At 70.8% G+C, this 16,419-nt stretch carries 12 protein-coding genes and 3 pseudogenes; 10 read left to right on the forward strand and 5 right to left on the reverse strand.

Annotation, left to right across the window (positions count from 1 at the left end; genetic code table 11):
- Window positions 1-411: hypothetical protein (locus WA762_RS29690; RefSeq protein ID WP_335939747.1), on the reverse strand; the 411-nt coding region annotated here is incomplete at its 3' end.
- A 565-nt stretch (window positions 412-976) separates the two neighbouring features.
- Window positions 977-1,927 carry an SDR family NAD(P)-dependent oxidoreductase gene (locus WA762_RS29695; protein ID WP_335939748.1) on the reverse strand — a complete coding sequence of 317 codons (951 nt, stop codon included), beginning with the start codon at window positions 1,925-1,927 and terminating at the stop codon, window positions 977-979.
- Between the two features lie 295 nt (window positions 1,928-2,222).
- On the opposite strand from WA762_RS29695, the pseudogene WA762_RS35790 reads away from it, so the two are divergent.
- Window positions 2,223-2,912, forward strand: a pseudogene (locus WA762_RS35790) (transposase); the annotation flags it as partial.
- A gap of 256 nt (window positions 2,913-3,168) precedes the next feature.
- Here the strand turns inward: WA762_RS35790 and WA762_RS29700 are convergent.
- Window positions 3,169-5,163 carry a heavy metal translocating P-type ATPase gene (locus WA762_RS29700; RefSeq protein WP_335939749.1) on the reverse strand — a complete coding sequence of 665 codons (1,995 nt, stop codon included), beginning with the start codon at window positions 5,161-5,163 and terminating at the stop codon, window positions 3,169-3,171.
- Window positions 5,164-5,260: 97 nt separating this feature from the next.
- Here WA762_RS29700 and WA762_RS29705 point away from each other — a divergent pair, with 97 nt between their 5' ends.
- Window positions 5,261-5,644, forward strand: coding sequence for an ArsR/SmtB family transcription factor (locus WA762_RS29705; protein ID WP_335939751.1), 384 nt, complete (start codon window positions 5,261-5,263; stop codon window positions 5,642-5,644).
- Between the two features lie 382 nt (window positions 5,645-6,026).
- Here WA762_RS29705 and WA762_RS29710 read toward each other — a convergent pair whose 3' ends face one another.
- Window positions 6,027-6,980 carry a cation diffusion facilitator family transporter gene (locus tag WA762_RS29710; RefSeq protein ID WP_443080714.1) on the reverse strand — a complete coding sequence of 318 codons (954 nt, stop codon included), beginning with the start codon at window positions 6,978-6,980 and terminating at the stop codon, window positions 6,027-6,029.
- Between the two features lie 208 nt (window positions 6,981-7,188).
- Here WA762_RS29710 and WA762_RS29715 point away from each other — a divergent pair, with 208 nt between their 5' ends.
- Window positions 7,189-7,545, forward strand: coding sequence for a metalloregulator ArsR/SmtB family transcription factor (locus WA762_RS29715; protein ID WP_335939755.1), 357 nt, complete (start codon window positions 7,189-7,191; stop codon window positions 7,543-7,545).
- Window positions 7,546-7,798: 253 nt separating this feature from the next.
- Window positions 7,799-8,311, forward strand: a pseudogene (locus tag WA762_RS29720) (GNAT family N-acetyltransferase); the annotation flags it as partial.
- A 291-nt stretch (window positions 8,312-8,602) separates the two neighbouring features.
- On the opposite strand, the gene WA762_RS29725 reads toward WA762_RS29720, so the two are convergent.
- On the reverse strand, window positions 8,603-10,300 hold the full coding sequence (locus WA762_RS29725) for a hypothetical protein (protein ID WP_335939757.1): 1,698 nt from the start codon (window positions 10,298-10,300) through the stop codon (window positions 8,603-8,605).
- A gap of 161 nt (window positions 10,301-10,461) precedes the next feature.
- On the opposite strand from WA762_RS29725, the pseudogene WA762_RS29730 reads away from it, so the two are divergent.
- The 6 genes and pseudogenes from WA762_RS29730 to WA762_RS29755 all read left to right on the forward strand — a co-directional run.
- Window positions 10,462-10,545: pseudogene (locus WA762_RS29730) on the forward strand (AraC family transcriptional regulator); the annotation flags it as partial.
- 169 nt (window positions 10,546-10,714) lie between these two features.
- The gene (locus WA762_RS29735) at window positions 10,715-11,200 is read left to right on the forward strand and encodes an iron chaperone (RefSeq protein ID WP_335939759.1); all 486 of its coding nucleotides are present in this window, start codon (window positions 10,715-10,717) and stop codon (window positions 11,198-11,200) included.
- A gap of 674 nt (window positions 11,201-11,874) precedes the next feature.
- Complete coding sequence (locus WA762_RS29740) at window positions 11,875-12,981, forward strand: NAD(P)-dependent alcohol dehydrogenase (RefSeq protein WP_335939761.1); 1,107 nt, start codon at window positions 11,875-11,877, stop codon at window positions 12,979-12,981.
- A 188-nt stretch (window positions 12,982-13,169) separates the two neighbouring features.
- Window positions 13,170-14,174, forward strand: coding sequence for an MBL fold metallo-hydrolase (locus WA762_RS29745; protein WP_335939762.1), 1,005 nt, complete (start codon window positions 13,170-13,172; stop codon window positions 14,172-14,174).
- 120 nt (window positions 14,175-14,294) lie between these two features.
- Window positions 14,295-15,236 carry a quinone oxidoreductase family protein gene (locus tag WA762_RS29750; RefSeq protein ID WP_335939764.1) on the forward strand — a complete coding sequence of 314 codons (942 nt, stop codon included), beginning with the start codon at window positions 14,295-14,297 and terminating at the stop codon, window positions 15,234-15,236.
- Between the two features lie 437 nt (window positions 15,237-15,673).
- Window positions 15,674-16,318, forward strand: coding sequence for a hydrolase (locus WA762_RS29755; protein WP_335939766.1), 645 nt, complete (start codon window positions 15,674-15,676; stop codon window positions 16,316-16,318).
- The last annotated feature ends 101 nt before the right edge of the window (window positions 16,319-16,419 follow it).

Raw genomic sequence — 16,419 nt, forward strand, 5'->3', positions numbered from 1 at the left:
CATCGATCCGTCGTGGTGGACGCTCGTGGAACGGCATGCGAAGTCGGAACCGCCGGCCCCATCGCGTAGGCAGACCTTCAGCGTGTAGGTACCGTCCGGCGGTTGAGGCAGCCATCCGTACTCCACATTGCATTTACCGGATCCGCTGGCTGCGTGCGAGGTGACGTGGTAGCTGCCCCGGATCAGGTGGGCGACAGCACGGTATCCGTCCGGTGGGCCGTAGTCGCAGGCGCGCAGCGAGAAACCATCTGTTGACAGCAGTGTCGATGCCGCGCCCCAGCCACCTTTGGCTGAGGTGTTGGAGGTGATGCTGCCCTCTGAGTAGGCATGCGCCGTTCCGGTGCTGAGTACGGCCATTGCTGCGGCTGCCGCCGTGGTGCCGGTCGCGCAGATCAGCGTTCTGAGCCTCATGGGCTGTGTCCCTCTCTGTTGAGCGGAAGGTGGGGCAGTCGGCCAGGGAGCTTCCTGGCCGAAATAGTTCTTGTTCGGCGTGCCCTGGATTTGTGTGCGCCGAATTGATGCAGCTATCCCCTTTTGGCCGGTAGGGGCGATTACGGAGAGGTGCGGAGCCCGTGCGGGAGCTGCCTGGGCGGGCACCGTCATGAGGCCCAGTCCGACGGCGGTTCCGAGAGCGGGTCCTGCGATGATCTCGGCGCGTATCAGCAACTCTTCTTCCAGCAATGGTCGTGTTCAGAAGGCCTGGTTCTCCGTACCTGTTCGACAGGCGCCACCTTGCTCGCGCGACCTTCGCGAAACCTTGGAGGAAGCTTGAATGGGCTGATCAGAGCCCTTGGCCTATTTGAGTCGGAGCACAGGATCAGACGGAGGCCATGCTCACGTCCCCGCAATCCTCGTCCCGCAATCCTCGTACGGGCGGTCACGTTCGGGGCGTCGCTTTCGAGGCCAGGGGTGTACTCGAGCGCCACAGGCGGGCCAACCCGAGCACGCTTGTTCGCAAGCGCGTGTGCGCCTGGGGCTATCGGGGGATGGCACCGGGGTCGACGCCGGTCAGGTCACAGCTCGCGTCCCACAACCGCGCCGCGGCGGAGGTGTCGGCGAGGTGGTTCCACATCGGTTCACGTCGGGGCTTGCCGCGCAGGCCGAAGACGCGTGGTCCCCACAGTTGGCCTCCATGCACGGTCGGATCGAGCACCGCCCGGACCGCGGACCATGCGCCGGCATGCTTGCCCTGGACGAGGAGAGCCGCAGGCGCCGCGATCAGCCGTGCGCCGGTGGTTCTCACATGAACCGGAGGTCGCGACGGGGTGAGGGAGTCCAGCGCGCCGCCGGGATGGACCACCGCGCTCGTCACCCTGCTGCCGCCGGCGCGCAGTCGGCGGTCGAGTTCGAGGCCAAAATACATCTGCGCCAACTTGGAACGTCCGTAGGTGCGCTTGGGCTGGAAGTCGTTCCGGGACTGCAGGTCGTCCAGATCGAGCCGCTCCGACTTCGCCGCGAAACTGCCCATGGTCACGACGCGAGCTGCCGGCGCAGCCGACAGCAGCGGCATCAGCCACTGGGTCAACGCGAAGTGCCCGAGGTGGTTCGTGCCGAACATGAGCTCGTGACCGTCCTCGGTCTCCCTGCGCGGCGGGTCGTCAAGCGCGACGCCGGCGTTGTGGACCACCGCGTCGAGACGTTCAACCTCCAGTGAAATCACCGCCGTTTGCAGCGAACCGAGGTTGGCGAGGTCCAGCCGTACGGACCGCACCCGCGCACCAGCAACGCGCGAACGGATCGAGGCCGCGGCGGCCTCGGCCTTCGTAGCGTTCCGGCTGCCGAGTACGACGGTCGCTCCGGCTCCCGACAACTGCTCCGCGACGAAGTACCCGATGCCGGCGTTGCCGCCGGTGACCAGGAAGATGCTGCCGTCGGCACGCGGCAGCCGTTGGACATTCCAGGGCGGGGTGGAGGATGCGGACCACATGGCGACGGGACTCCCTTGCTGGTGAAGGCGGCTGCGGCTGCTCTGCCGGCGACGCGGCACCCACGGTTTCAGCGGCCACCGACACATCGCCTATGGATCAACGACAGTGCCGCCAGGCGGCCGATATTCCACCGACACATGTGCCGGCACGCACCGTGCCGGTGAACGTCACGCTCGCCGATCGGAGCGCTCGAAGGCCCACCGGGGGTGCTCAGCCACCAGAGTTGAAAGACTCGCTGTGCCTGCTTCTGAACCCGTGTCGTCTTGAAAAGGAGCCCGGGCGGCCTGCGGAGGCTACTTTCACCTGGCCGACGGCGAGGTGGCTCGCCGGGCCCGAAAGACCGTCCGCCGGGCGCCACACGCCTGACCACCCCGTATGATCCCGAGGCCCGCAACGGCGGGAAGAAGGACGTGTCCCGGGACGGCTGCAAGGTCCACCCGACCGAGACCTGCGAGCCGGATACCGTCCACTTGATCACCAACGTCGCCACCACGACCCGCGAGGTCGGCGATGACCACATGACAGCTGTCGTCCACCCCGCCCTCGCCGGACGGAACCTGTTACCCGGCGAACACCGGGCGGACACCCGTCATCCGTGTTCGGTTCTCCCCACGTGACTGCGCTCCCCGGCAACGGCCCGACCGCATCGAATCGAAGCCTGGCAGCCGAAGACTCATCCGGCGCGAACTCACTCTGCGACCCCGCGGCGAGTACGACACCATCCACCAGGCCAGGGCTCTCCGGCAGACCGAAGACTGGAAGGCCCGCTACAAGATCCGCGCTGGGGTCGAGGGCACCACCTCCCAAGGAGTCCTCGCCCACGGCCGGCGCAGATCCCGCTACCAGGGCCTGAGCAAGGCCGGCCTTCAACACCAGCTCACCGGAGCAGCGATCAACCTCGCCCGTATCGAAGCCCCTCTCACCGGGACACCACACGCCCGCACGCGCACCAGCCACCTGGCAGCACTTCGCCCCACCGAATGACATCGATGGGGCGAAGGTCATGCGCCTTTGCGCCCACAGCGTCCCACCCCGGCTCGGGGCCGCCGCCGTCAGCGCCGGGCAGCGCCCGGGCCGGGAACGGCGCAATCACCGCGCGGACGACCTGGGCCAGGGGTGGGGGTGAGTGAAGGCGGAACGGAGAACCGGACTCGGGGGCGCCGCAGTGGCAGCCGCGGCAGTCCGTGACGGTGCGGCGGGCCCGCCCCCGAGGAGGGGGGCGGCCCGGCGGGGCGCCGGCTCAGTTGCCGCCCCCGGCGCCGGCGCGCTTCCAGGCGGCCTCGCGCAGCAGGCGCAGGCCGTTGAGACCGACGATGACCGTGGAGCCCTCGTGCCCGAGGACGCCGAGCGGCAGCGGAAGGGTCCACGCGAGGTCCCAGATGACCAGCCCGGTGATGAAGACCGAGGCGATGACCAGGTTCTGGACGACGAAGCGGCGGGCGCGGCGGGAGAGGGCGACGACGGTGGGGACGGTGGCGAGTTCGTCGCGCACGATCACCGCGTCCGCGGTCTCCAGTGCGAGGTCGGAGCCGGCCCGGCCCATGGCGATGCCGGTGTGGGCGGCGGCCAGGGCGGGGGCGTCGTTGACGCCGTCGCCGATCACCAGGACCTTGCGGCCGCGGGCCTCCACGCGGCGGACGGCCTCGACCTTGTCCCGGGGCAGCAGCCCCGCGTGGACGTCGGCGGCGGCGATGCCGGCCTCCGCGGCCAGGCGGGCGGCGGCGCGCGGGTTGTCGCCGGTGACCAGTATCGGCGCGTTGCCGGTCAGCGTGGCCAGCGCGCCGACGGTCGCGGCGGCGTCCGGCCGCAGCCGGTCCGCGATGCCCAGGACCCCCACCGGCATGCCCTCGACCTCGACGAGCACGGCGGTGCGACCGCCGTCCTCCAGCTCGCCCACGACGGTGGCCGCAGGGGCGGAGAATGTGCCCTCGGCGCCGTCCAGCAGCCGGGCAGGGGCGCCGACGGCGACCACGTCGCCGTTCACGGTGGCGGTCACGCCGATGCCCGGGGCGGAGCCGAAGTCCTCGGCGACGGGGATCTCCAGGCCCCGGGCACGGGCGGCGTCCACGACGGCGCGGGCCAGCGGGTGCTCGCTGGGGTGCTCGGCCGACGCCGCGAGCGTCAGCAGCTGATCCTCGTTCAGACCGGAGCCGGCCAGCGGGCGGATGTCGGTGACGCGCGGAGTGCCCTCGGTCAGCGTGCCGGTCTTGTCCAGCGCGACCGTGTCGACCTGGCCCAGGCGCTCCATCACCACGGCGGACTTCACCAGCACGCCGTGCCGTCCGGCGTTGGAGATGGCGGACAGCAGCGGCGGCATGGTGGCCAGCACCACGGCGCATGGCGAGGCGACGATCATGAAGGTCATCGCCCTCAGCAGCGAGTCGGTCAGCGCGGCGCCGAAGGCCGGCGGGATCAGGAAGACCGCGAGGGTGGCGACGACCATGCCGGCCGAGTAGCGCTGTTCGACCTTCTCGATGAACAACTGCGTGGGGGCCTTGGTCCCGGATGCCTCCTCGACCATCTTCACGATCCGGGCGATCACCGAGTCGGAGGCGTCGCGCTCGACCTCGACCCGCAGAGCGCCGGCGCCGTTGAGGGTGCCGGCGAAGACCTCGTCGCCGGTCTCCTTGACCACGGGCAGCGGCTCGCCGGTGATGGTGGCCTGGTCGACCTCGCTGACCCCGTCCAGCACGCGCCCGTCGGCGCCGACCCGCTCGCCGGGCCGGATCAGGATGACATCACCCACGGCAAGGGCCTCGGTCGCCACGCTCTCCTCGGCGCCGTCGTCCAGCAGCCGGGTGGCAGTGGCGGGGGCGAGGTCGAGCAGGCCGCGGACGGAGTCAGCGGTCCGGGCGGTGGCCAGCGCCTCCAGCGCGCCGGAGGTGGCGAAGATGACGATCAACAGCGCGCCGTCCATCACCTGCCCGATCGAAGCCGCACCGATCGCCGCGACGATCATCAGCAGGTCGACGTCGAGGGTCTTCTCCTTCAGCGCCATGAGGCCCGCCCAACCGGGCTCCCACCCGCCGGTGGCGTAGGCGAGCGCGTACAGCGGGCCCCAGAACCAGGCGCTCACGCCGGTCAGCTGCAGCGGCAGCGCGAGCAGGAACAGGGCCGTGGCGGCCGCGGCCCAGCGGGCCTCGGGCAACGAGAACACGCGCGTGTGCCGCCCGGGCGCGACGGTCGGGCGCGCGGCCGCGGTGGGCGCGGCGCGCTCGGTCAGGGTGGAGGACATGGCAGGCGGAATCCTTCGCGCAGGGCAGGACTGACGACCCATCCACCATACAGGAATGCATGAACATGTCTTCATTAGTCGTCGGTATGATGGACGCATGGGTCATGGAGCCGTCACCGCAGCCGAGAACGCCGTCCCGCGTGCGCGCCTGGACGCGGCCAACGCCGCGAAGGTCGCCACCACGCTCCAGGCCCTGGCCACCCCGTCCCGCCTGCTGATCCTCGCCCGCCTGCGCGAAGGCCCCTGCGCCGCCACCGAACTCGCGAACGAGGTCGGGATGGAGCAGTCCGCCTGTTCCCACCAGCTGCGGCTGCTGCGCAACCTGGGACTGGTGGTCGGCCGGCGTCACGGCCGCTCCGTCGTCTACGCGCTGTACGACAACCACGTCGCGGAACTCCTCGACCAGGCCGTCTACCACATCGACCACCTGCGCCTGGGGGTGAGCGACGCGGCCGACGCCGAGGACGTCACCGCACGCTGAGCCGCCCGCCGGGGAAGCCGCGGCCCGATCCGCGGTCGCTGCCGGAGCGCGGGCCGCGGCGACGCCCGCCCGGTCCTTCCCGGCGAGAAGTGCCTCGACCGGGCCCTTGACGACCCTGCGGCCAAGGGCGTCGAGTTCCGCCCGCCTCGTCCGCGACGAGGCCGTCCGCCTCGTTCGTGACGAGATCACGAGATGAAATGACGTGACGAGATGACGAGATGAAATGACGGGACAGGGTGGCGAGGTCAGGGTCCGCATCGAAGTCCTGGGCGCCGGAATCGACGGACCGCGCAAGGAGTGAGTCCCGCGCCCGGTCCCACCACCGGCCGGGCTCACCCGGTGACGCGCCCCGAACGACGGCGGCGCGTACGAGGCCCGGCTGTCAGCGGCGCGCGTGGTGACGCAGGACCGCGTGCGCGTCGTCAGCGCCGGGGCGGGGGTCGGTGTGGACGGTGGCGGCGGTCAGGCGGGGAAGGGCGTGGATGAGGGCGTGCTCGGCCTCGGCGGCGACGGCGTGCGCCGCCGTCACGGTCAGGGCCGGATCGACGACGATGTCGGTCTCGGCCTGCAGCGCGTGGCCGATCCACCGCATGCGGACCCGGCCCACCCCCTCCACGCCCGGAACGGCGCGCAGCGCGGTCTCGGCCGCGTCGACCAGCTCCGGGTCGACGGAGTCCATCAGGCGGCGGCAGACCTCGCGGGCGGCGTCCTTGAGGACCAGCAGGATGGCGAGGGTGATCAGCAGGCCGACGACGGGGTCGGCCCAACGCCAGCCGATCGCGGCGCCGCCGGCGCCCAGGAGCACGGCGAGGGAGGTGAAGCCGTCGGTGCGGGCGTGCAGGCCGTCGGCGACCAGGGCCGCCGAGCCGATGCGGCGGCCGGTGCGGATGCGGTAGCGGGCCACCCACTCGTTGCCGACGAACCCGACGACGGCGGCGACGGCCACCGCCCACAGCCCGGTGATGTCCCGCGGGTGCGCGAGCCGGTCGACGGCTTCGTAGGCGGCCACGACGGAGGAGGCGGCGATGGTCAGCACGATGGCGATGCCGGCCAGGTCCTCGGCGCGGCCGTAGCCGTAGGTGTAGCGGCGGTTCGCCGCCCGCCGGCCCAGCACGAAGGCGATGCCGAGCGGGACGGCGGTCAGGGCGTCGGCGGCGTTGTGGATGGTGTCGCCCAGCAACGCCACCGAACCGGAGACGGCCACGACCACGGCCTGGAGGAGGGTGGTCAGCCCGAGGGCGGCCAGCGAGAGCCACAGGGCGCGCATGCCCTCGCGGGAGGTCTCCATGGCGGAGTCGACCCTGTCCATGGCCTCGTGACCGTGCGGCGTGAGCACGTGCCCGAGCCGATGCCGAAGCCCGGCCCACCGGCCGCCCCCGCCACCGTGCGCGTGCCCCTGACCGTGCGCTTGCGCGTGACCGTGCGCGTCGTGGCCGTGGTGATGGCCGGCGTCGTCGTGGTGGTGCGGTTGCTCGCTCACACTCGGGAACCCTTTCGCGGCCGTCGGACTGGACGGAGGGGGTGCCACGACCCATTATGTGCGTATGAGCGCACGCATGCATCTATCAGATGCGCACGATACGCAACAGCACGAGGACGGCGAGCGTCTGGCGGTCGCCGTGGACGTCCTCGCCCTGCTCGCGGACCGCACCCGCCTGGCCCTGCTGCGGCGGCTCGGTGAGGGCGAGGCCGACGTCACGACGCTGACGGAGGCGACCGCCGCCACCCGCACGTCGGTCAGCCAGCACTTGGCCCGGCTGCGCCTGGCCGGCCTCGTCGCCACCCGCAAGGAGGGACGCCGCGTGGTCTATGCCCTGCGCCACGGGCACCTGCGTCAGCTCGTCGACGAGGCGTTGAACGTCGCCGACCACCAGATCGGCCGGCTTCCGCCCCACGACTGACCGGCCTCGGCCTCCGCGTCTGCCCCCGAGCCGCCGCTCGCCCTCGCACGCCGGGCCCCGGCCGCTCCCTCACCGACGGGTGATGTCGACGATTTTCAGGAGGCGCCGGGGGTCTTGCCGGGGAGCACCGGGGCGCCCTCGGTGAAGGCGCCGGCCGTGCCGCTGACGAAGGTGAGGCCGTACGCGGTGGCCCGGGGTGACCATCGTGGCGGCATGCCGATACGGGGGCGGTCGCCCGTGCGAAGATCGCACCGTGGACGATCTGTGCTTCCGCCTTGCGCACGAGGCCGATCTCGCCGCTGTCGTGCGCCTGCGCGACGACGCTGCCCGGTGGATGCTGGCCCGGGGCGTCACCGGTCAGTGGCGTCCCGGCGAGCTGGGCGGGGACCACTTCCGCCGCGTCGTGCGGAGCGGGGAGCTGTGGCTCGCGGAGGCCGCCGATCGTGTGGTCGGAGCCTGGGAGCTGTGGTGGGAGGACGAGGACGCCTGGGGGCCGCAGCCGCCGACGGCCGGCTATGTGCACCGGCTGATGATCGACCACGGCAGTGTCCCGCCCGGAACGGGGCGGGAGCTTCTGCGAGTCGCGGAACGCCGTGTGGCCGAGGCGGGCAGATCGTTGGTACGCCTGGACTGCCTGGCCGGCAATGCGCGCCTGAACGCGTACTACCTCGACGCCGGCTATCAGGTCGTCGGGCACAAGGAGGGCAAGCCGCAGCCAGGCGGCACGCCGAAGTCGTTCTCGCTCCTCGAAAAGTCCGTACGGGACGGAGAGGAATGGAAAACGCCCGCTCCGTCGCCGGCGGCGAGGCGGACGCGGGCGAGGTGCTCTTCGAGGTCCGCGGACCACCCGCGCGTGACGAGTGGTTCCGACCGTTCCCAGGTTCTTTCCGGCCCCGGTCGTGACGCTTCCGGCCGTGAGCGCGCCGGTCGTGACGTCCCCGGTCGTGACGGCCCGTCGTGAGCGCGCCGGTCGTGAGGGCGCCGGTCGTGAGGGCGCCGGTCGTGAGGGCGCCGCACCGGACGGGAGTCCGGCGCGGCGCCCACGCTCGGCCCGGGGCTACTTCAACGTGTAGGCCCGGTCGATGGTTTCGACGGTGCGGCTGCCCGCGTCGTCCCAGAGTTCGGCCCTGACGGCCACGTCTCCGCCGGTCGCGGAGAGCTTCGGCTGCCGGTAGGAGACGCGGAAGGAGTTCGCGTCCGCCCGTTCGACCGTGGCCGGGCGCCAGGTCCTGCCGCCGTCGTAGCTCACCGAGACCTTCGCCCCGGCGACCTTCGTCGACCCCTTCCAGCCGGTGGCCCGGTAGCCCTCCAGCGTGAAGGAGTACGGGGTGCCCGCGCGGACCCGGTTGAGCGAGTCGGTGGGCATCCGGTAGTTCGTGGTGATCAACGGCAGGGGCTCACAGGCGGAGACCAGGTCCATGAAGTCCTTGCAGGCCTCCTCGGACATCCCCTGCGGGGCGTCCGCGGTGAACGAGTACTGCGCGTGCGTGGCCTTGGAGCCCCCGTAGTACTTCTCGGCCGAGGAGTCGTACAGGAAGCCGATGTCCAGCCGGTAGGCGGTCTTGTCCTTGATGATCCACTGGCTCTGGTCCTCGATCGGCTTCCCGTCACGCCGGAACGCCATCGTGGCGTCGGCGCCCCAGTCCGAGTAGTGATCGGGGTCGGAGTCCCCCGCGACCCCGGGGAAGGGGACGATGCCGAGGTCGGTGCTGCAGAAGTTGCAGGACGTGAAACTGCCCGAAGGAGACGCGTGCAGGGCGGGCCCGAACCAGTCCTCGGTCGTGGAGCCGGCGGGACGCGGGGTCTCGAACCTGCCGTGCATACTCGGCCCGAAGAGCTGGAACCCGACGTGCTGCTGGTAGGTGAGGCCGCCCTTCGCATAGACGAAGTCGTCGCGCTGCCGTCCCCGCAGGACGACCTCCGGCGTCCGCTCCGACACGGTGTTCGTTCCCTCGGGGCCCCACACGTCCTGCACGTACGCGGCCTGCTGTTCCTGCCCGTAGCCGTGGAAGACGTTGGTGACCTTGGCGAAGTCCTTGCGCCGGACCGTGGTGCCGAGGTCGGCGGGAATGCCGTCGCGGAAGGTCCACTGCCCGGAGTAGGCGTAGCCCGACTCCTCCCGGCCGTGCAGTGCGACGGTGGCCGGCCTGTTCCTGTCGGCTGCCGCGATGCGTGCGGCCAGTGCCTTACCGTCCTGCCGGCTGATCGCCATGACCGGGAAGTCCATCTTGACGTTCATGTCGGCGTAGACGCTGCGGTCGGTCTCCCGGGCGACCAGGACGGCGGCGGCGCCGGCCTTCCCCAGCTGAAGCATCAGACCCGTGGCGTCGACCGGATAGTCGTCGTGCACGAGCACGGCCCTGCCCTTGACGGCCTTGCCCTTCAGCTCCTCGGGACTGCCGCCGCCGACGTCCACGAGCCCGAGCTTCTTCGTGCCGTCGAAACGCGCGAACTGACTGGGGGTCCGCAGCGTCAGGGGGAAGCCCTTGGGGCCGGTGGCCTCACCGGTGACCAGCGGCTGCCGCTCACGCTGGTAGAAGGTCGCGGACAGCGTGCCCTTGCGGGGCTTCGCGGTGGGGACCGCGCCGAAGTGCCCGGTCGTGGGGGAGGCGTCGCCGGTCATGGCGACGCCCGCGGTGCGGCCGCCGGGGGCGGTGCGGCTCAACTGGTAGGTGAACGTGGACGCCTGGCGGGGACGCTCGTCACCCGTGACGTCCAGCCGGAAGTCGGTCGCCCGGGTGGCGTCCGCCAGCACGGCGACGGCCTTGTCGCCGACCGTGACCTCCGGGAGGCTGAACAGGTCTCCGCGTGCCGACGAACGCCGCCCGGTTCCGACACGTACGGCCGGCAGGTCGACGGATGCATGTGGGCGCAGCCCACGATGATGGCTTCGAGGGCTTTTCGACCACGGCAGAGGGGATGCCGGCGTGTGTGGCGAAGCGGGTGACGAGACCGGTCAGGAATCGAGAAGCCCCGGTCGCCGAGCAGCCCCTAGCGTGATGGCCATGGCAATCACCACTTCCACTCGCCCGGGAGGCCGCCGGTCGCTCGCCCCCGCGCCGTCCACGGCGCCTGCACCGTCCTGACCTCAGCCCCGCACTCCCGCCCCGACCCGGTCCCCGCACTCCCGCCCCGACCCGCCTCACCCCCGTACGAGAGGAAGCCCGCCATGCGGTCCACGAAGTCGTCCGCCGACAACTCCGGCACGTCCGCCGAGCAGTACAACGGATTCACCGCCGAGGAGCGGGAAGCGATGAAGGAGCACGCGCGGGAGCAGAAGAAGGCGGCAGCGCGGCGCGGTTCGTCCCGCACGGAGAAGGAAGCGGCGGCGGAGCGGGACGTGCTCGCGAAGATCGCCGAGATGCCGGAGGCGGACCGGGTCCTTGCCGAGCGGATCCACGACATCATCAAGACCGCCGCTCCGGACCTCACCCCCAAGCTCTGGTACGGGATGCCCGCCTACGCCAGAGACGGCAAGGTTCTCTGCCACTTCCAGAGCGCGCAGAAGTTCAAGTCGAGGTATGCCACCCTCGGCTTCAGCGACCAGGCGGCACTCGACGACGGCGCCATGTGGCCGACCGCCTACGCCCTGAAGGAGCTGACCACGGCCGACGAGCAGCGCATCAGCGCGCTGATCGAGAAGGCGGTGGGCTGAGGCCGGCCGGGGCAGAACCAGCGGCGAACGTGAGCGAGCCGTGCGGGACGGGGCGCGTCCCGGAGTCGGTGTCGTAGGCCGACGGCCATGCGATGGGCGGTGGTTCGTCCGGTGGTGCGGGTGGCGCGACAGACCTGTCGACCGCCAACTGGCGCCGACCAGCCGACGGTGAAGCACTGCCCGCGCCCGGGCGCCGCCTCCAGGAAGGAGGCGGCGTCGGCCGATGCCCGCACTCGCAAGGCCGTGAGGGCGCGCGGAGCTTCCCCTACCGAGAACGCAGCGATCAGGACCTGTCCGACCGGCCATGTGAGCGCTCAGCGGGCTGGTCGTTGTGGCAAGCCGCAAAGACTCTTTCCACCGTGAAAGGTGCCGCTGTCGCGGAAGACGTCCGCCGCCGTCGGCCTGGCCGCGGCGCCGGAGCCGGGCCGCGAGCCGCAGGTTTCCGCCCACATTGGACACCCCTGAGCAGGCAGTGATAATTGACCATAGATGTCTGGTTCTCCCGCCTATGTAGTTTTGGCCGCACGGCCTGTTGATCAGGCGTACCCGATCGGTCAAGGGCCGCCGCCGCGGCGGCGGCCCACGGAACGGAGCTGGTGCCGCTCCGGGCCGGGCAGGGGGAGGCACCGGCCCATCGGGCCGGGCGGAACCGCTTACGGCATACGGAGGTCTCCATGCGGGTTCAGGCCGCTGTGGCGGAGAGCAGAGGTGCGCCGTTGGTCGTCCAGGACCTGGAGCTCGACGGCGAGCTCCGGGAGCGGGAGATCCTGGTGCGCGTCGTCGCGTGTGCGGTGTGCCGGGCCGACATTCTGGCGCGCGATCAGGCGATTCCGTTTCCGCTGCCGGGCGTGCTCGGTCATGAGGGGACGGGGGTCGTGGAGCGCGTGGGGCCCCGGGTGGCCGCGGTGAGGGCCGGAGACCACGTCATCATGTCCTTCCCCAGCGACGGGACCTGCCCCAATTGTCTCCGGGGGCGGCCTCGCTGGTGCGAGTCGGGTGAGCGGCTGATGTGGTCGGGCCGCCGGCTGGACGGTTCCGGGTCGGCGCTGCGGCGCGACGGGACGGAGGTGGGCGGCCACCTGTTCCAGCAGTCCGCTTTCGCCAGCCATGTCATCGCCACCGAGATGAACGTGGTGATGGTGCCCGAACATCTGCCGCTGGACCGGTTCGTCCTGGGATGCGGCATCATGACCGGCGCGGGCGGCGTGCTGAACTCCCTGCGCCCGGGCCCCGGCGACTCGATAGTGGTCTTCGGCGCCGGCGGCGTCGGAACCTCCGCGGTCATGGCCGCGAAACTGGCGAACTGCCGGCACGTCATCGCCGTCGAGCCGCATCCGAGCCGGTGTGAGATCGCTCGGTCGCTCGGCGCGACGCACACGCTCGACCCGCAGAACGACGACGTGCCGGAGCGCGTTCGTCGGATCACCGGTCACGGCGCGGAATTCTCCCTCATCTGCACCAGCGACAAAGCCGTCCTCCCCGAGGCGCTCGCGGTGCTCGGGGCCGGCGGAACCTGCGGGGTGATCGGCGACCCGGGCGCCGATGTCGACGTCAGTTTCGAAATCGCCTCGATCATCGGATCGGGCAAGACCATCCACGGCATCAACGGCGGAGAGGCGGTCGCCCAGACGTTCCTGCCGTGGCTGATCGAGGCGCACGAGCGCGGGGTCTTCCCCTTCGAGAGGATCATCGAGCGCTACGACTTCGGCGACATCGACACCGCGCTGCGCGACTCCGACGCCGGAACCACCGTCAAACCGGTGCTGATCATGCCCGGATGAAGTGAGGCCGGGCGGGAGGCCGGGCCCTCGCAGGCTCCGGACGCCGGTTCCGCCAGGCACCCGAATGGTGCGCGACAAGGAACCGTCTTCCTGCCAAGTCCCTTGGCGGGAAAGGAGGATGAGGCAGCCGACCGCATCAGAGGCCAAACCTGCTTCCGCCGCATTGCGAGAGCCTGGAGGGAAGAAAGATGGCAGGGAACCGGGATCACGTGTGGGTGCGAGAGGCGCCGTCGACGGTCGACGCGGAGTACGTGCAGGAGTCGGCCACCGTGCCGCTGAGGCCGGGCCAGAAGATCGCGCACCTGTTCAACCTCAACGAAAGCCAGGAGTACGTGCTTCAGCGGGTGACCGAACGGACCTACTGGTTCCAGCGGGATCACTACGCCTGCACTTTCTACGTGGGCGAGGACGGCGTTCTGCTGTTCGACCCACTCCACGAACGCGGACAGTACGTTCTCGAAGCGATCAAGCGGGTGACCGACCGTCCGGTCACGGCGATCGTGCTCTCCCACGACCACTACGACCACATCGGCGACGCGGACGTGGTGCTGCGGGCGATGGGCGAGATCGGCGTCCACCCACGGGTCATCGCCTCCGAGGCGACGGCGCAGAAGCAGCTGTTCCGGGGCAGTTCCCAGTCCCGCGCCACCGAGGTGGTGTCCTGGCCGCACAGCCGGTTCCAGTTCGAGGACCTGCACGTGGAGTTCCACGGGTTCGCCCGGGCGGCGCACACAGACGACCACTCCGCACAGCTCCTGGTCGAGGAGAAGGTCCTGCACGCGGCCGATCACACCAACCCGGACGAGCCTCCCTTCTGGAAGTTCTCCGCCAATGAGAACTTCCTGTACTTCGAGCCCAACCTCAGGGAGACCGAGGAACTGGACTGGGTGTACGAGAACGGGGGACACGGCAACGTCGGCTCTCATGCGGACCGGGACTTCTACCACCAATACATCGCCGACATGGTCGAAGCCGTGCGCCGCGCCATGGACCATATCGGCTTCCGCGACGGCGTGAAGGGTGTCGAAGGCATCAATTCGCACACCGCCTACCACACGACCTGGACCGATCTGGTCGCACGAACGGCGGTGGACGCGCTGCGGCCCAAGTACGGCAAGTACTACGGCTTCGAGTACGGGACCTGGAGCAACGCGGAGCAGGTGGTGTGGGCGCGGTTCGCCTACCCCAGGTGAAATCAGGAGCCCGGACCCGTGGCGGGCCCCGCGACCTCTGCGGCGCATCCCGGGTGCGCGCGGCCGGGCTCCGCACCAGGCCCGTAGACGGTCCAGCGGGACGAGCCGAGGGAGCTGATCATGCGAGCGGCAGTACTGCACGCACCGGGCGGGACCCCGGTGGTAGAGGCTTTCGCCGATCCCGAGGCGGCTCGGGAGCGCCCGGTCGCACGGGTGCTGGCGGCGGGCCTGAACCCGGTCGACCTCGCCATCGCGGGCGGGAACATGCCATTTCGGCGGGTGACCTTTCCGGCGGTCGCCGGCTACGAGGGAGTGGGCGAGACGGACGACGGCCGCCGATGGTACGTAGCCGGTCCGGCGACGCCCTTCGGGACCCTCGCGGAGCTGATGCCCGTCCCCGTCGCGGAAGCGCTGCCCGTCCCCGAAGGGGTGGACTCCGGGCTCGCCGCGTCTCTCGGAGTCGCGGGCATGGCGGCCTGGCTGGCCCTCGAGTACCGAGCGCACCTGGCCCCGGGCGAGACGGTGCTCGTGCTGGGCGCCGGCGGCACCGTCGGCCAGATCGCCGTACAGGCGGCCCTCGCGCTGGGGGCCGGGCGCGTGGTGGGCGCCGCGCGCGGTCCGCGGTCGCTGGAGCGCGTTCGGTCCCTCGGCGCCCATGCGGTGGCCGGGCTGCGGGACGACGCGGAGGCGTCGGTGCGGGAACTGCGCGACGCGGCACCCGACGGATACGACGTGATCCTCGATCTCCTGTGGGGCGAGCCGGTGACGCACGCCATCGAGGCGGCAGGCCGCGGCGCCCGACTGATCCAGGTGGGAAACTCGGCGGCTCCCACCGTCTCCCTGTCGGCCCCGAACTTCCGGAACAAACTGGTCGCCATCATCGGGCACACCAACTTCCTCACCCCCCTCGAAGCCCGGCGCGGCGCCTACCAGCACCTGATGGAGCACGCCGCGGCAGGCCGGATCCGGCTCGAATTCGAGCGGCTGCCCCTCACCGATGCGACCCGGGCATGGGAGCGTCTGCGGGAAGGACACTCCGGCAAGCTCGTGGTCGTTCCTTGACGGCCTCGGCCGTCGGAAGGGTGCGTGCCGCCGACCCGTATGCCCTGTCCGCATTGCGGAGCGGGTCGGAGGATGGTCGAATCGTCGTGCAGCAACGATGGCGAAGGCCGCCCGCCAGGGCATGAGCAGGAGCCCGACCCGCTTTCCCTCCTCCCGGCCCCGCTTCCCCTGCTGTGTGAGCCGCGTGCCGCGAGAGGCACGGGAACACGACGTCGGCGCGCGTACCCGACGCATTCCGCCGCCCGGACGAACCGGCGGAACACGAGGCCTCGAAAGGCCGCGAGAACTGTTCCCCGGCCCGGCGCCCCGACGATCAGGACCACGGAAGCGTTCGGAGAACGCTGAACGTCCCGCGCCCGGAGCACCGTCCCGCGCCCGGAGCACCGTCCCGCGCCCGGAGCACCGTCCCGCGCCCGGAGCACCAAGGAGCTCGAAGGATGACCAGCAAACCAATCCGTGACCAGGAAACCGACGGGCTGCTGACGCCGAAGAACGCGGCGCTCGTCATCATCGACTACCAGCCGGTCCAAGTGAACTCGATCGACTCCATGGATCGGCAACTGCTGGTCGACAACGTCGTGGGGCTGGCGAAGATCGGCCGGACCTACGGCTTGCCGATCATTCACTCGACCGTCAACGTCGAGACCGGGCTCAACAAACCGGCGATTCCACAACTGCGCGAGGTCCTCGCCGGCCTGCCGACGTACGACCGCACGTCGATCAACGCGTGGGAGGACCAGGAGTTCGTCGACGCGGTCCAGGCCACGGGCCGTCGAAAGCTGATCATGGCGGCACTCTGGACGGAGGCCTGTCTGACGTTCCCCACCTACGACGCCCTGCACGAGGGCTACGAGGTGTACCCCGTGGTGGACGCGGTCGGCGGCACGTCGCTCACGGCCCACGAAACCGCACTGCGCCGCATGGAACAGGCGGGCGCCCAACTGATCACATGGGCCCAGCTCCTGTGCGAACTCCAACGTGACTGGTCCCGCAAGGAAACCGCCGACCAGTTCGTGAAGTTGTTCATCGAGACCGGGGGCACGGCCGGGCTGCAGTTCGCCAACGACCGCGACCAGGCCTGAACGGCCGAGCGCCGGCCGGCCCCGCTGCCGGAGCGGGGCGCCGGGACCGGATGGCGGCACGCGGTGCGGTGATCACGTGCTGACGGAACTGCCGACCGTCG

The organism is Streptomyces tyrfis (genome assembly GCF_037034285.1).
In the GTDB taxonomy this organism is placed as follows: domain Bacteria; phylum Actinomycetota; class Actinomycetes; order Streptomycetales; family Streptomycetaceae; genus Streptomyces.

Coding starts and splice junctions, on each gene's coding strand:
- WA762_RS29735 (WP_335939759.1), top strand. CDS start 10,715: ATGCGGTCCACGAAGTCGTCCGCCGACAACTCCGGCACGTCCGCCGAG.
- WA762_RS29700 (WP_335939749.1), bottom strand. CDS start 5,163: ATGTCCTCCACCCTGACCGAGCGCGCCGCGCCCACCGCGGCCGCGCGC.
- WA762_RS29705 (WP_335939751.1), top strand. CDS start 5,261: ATGGGTCATGGAGCCGTCACCGCAGCCGAGAACGCCGTCCCGCGTGCG.
- WA762_RS29750 (WP_335939764.1), top strand. CDS start 14,295: ATGCGAGCGGCAGTACTGCACGCACCGGGCGGGACCCCGGTGGTAGAG.
- WA762_RS29695 (WP_335939748.1), bottom strand. CDS start 1,927: ATGTGGTCCGCATCCTCCACCCCGCCCTGGAATGTCCAACGGCTGCCG.
- WA762_RS29755 (WP_335939766.1), top strand. CDS start 15,674: ATGACCAGCAAACCAATCCGTGACCAGGAAACCGACGGGCTGCTGACG.
- WA762_RS29745 (WP_335939762.1), top strand. CDS start 13,170: ATGGCAGGGAACCGGGATCACGTGTGGGTGCGAGAGGCGCCGTCGACG.
- WA762_RS29715 (WP_335939755.1), top strand. CDS start 7,189: ATGAGCGCACGCATGCATCTATCAGATGCGCACGATACGCAACAGCAC.
- WA762_RS29740 (WP_335939761.1), top strand. CDS start 11,875: ATGCGGGTTCAGGCCGCTGTGGCGGAGAGCAGAGGTGCGCCGTTGGTC.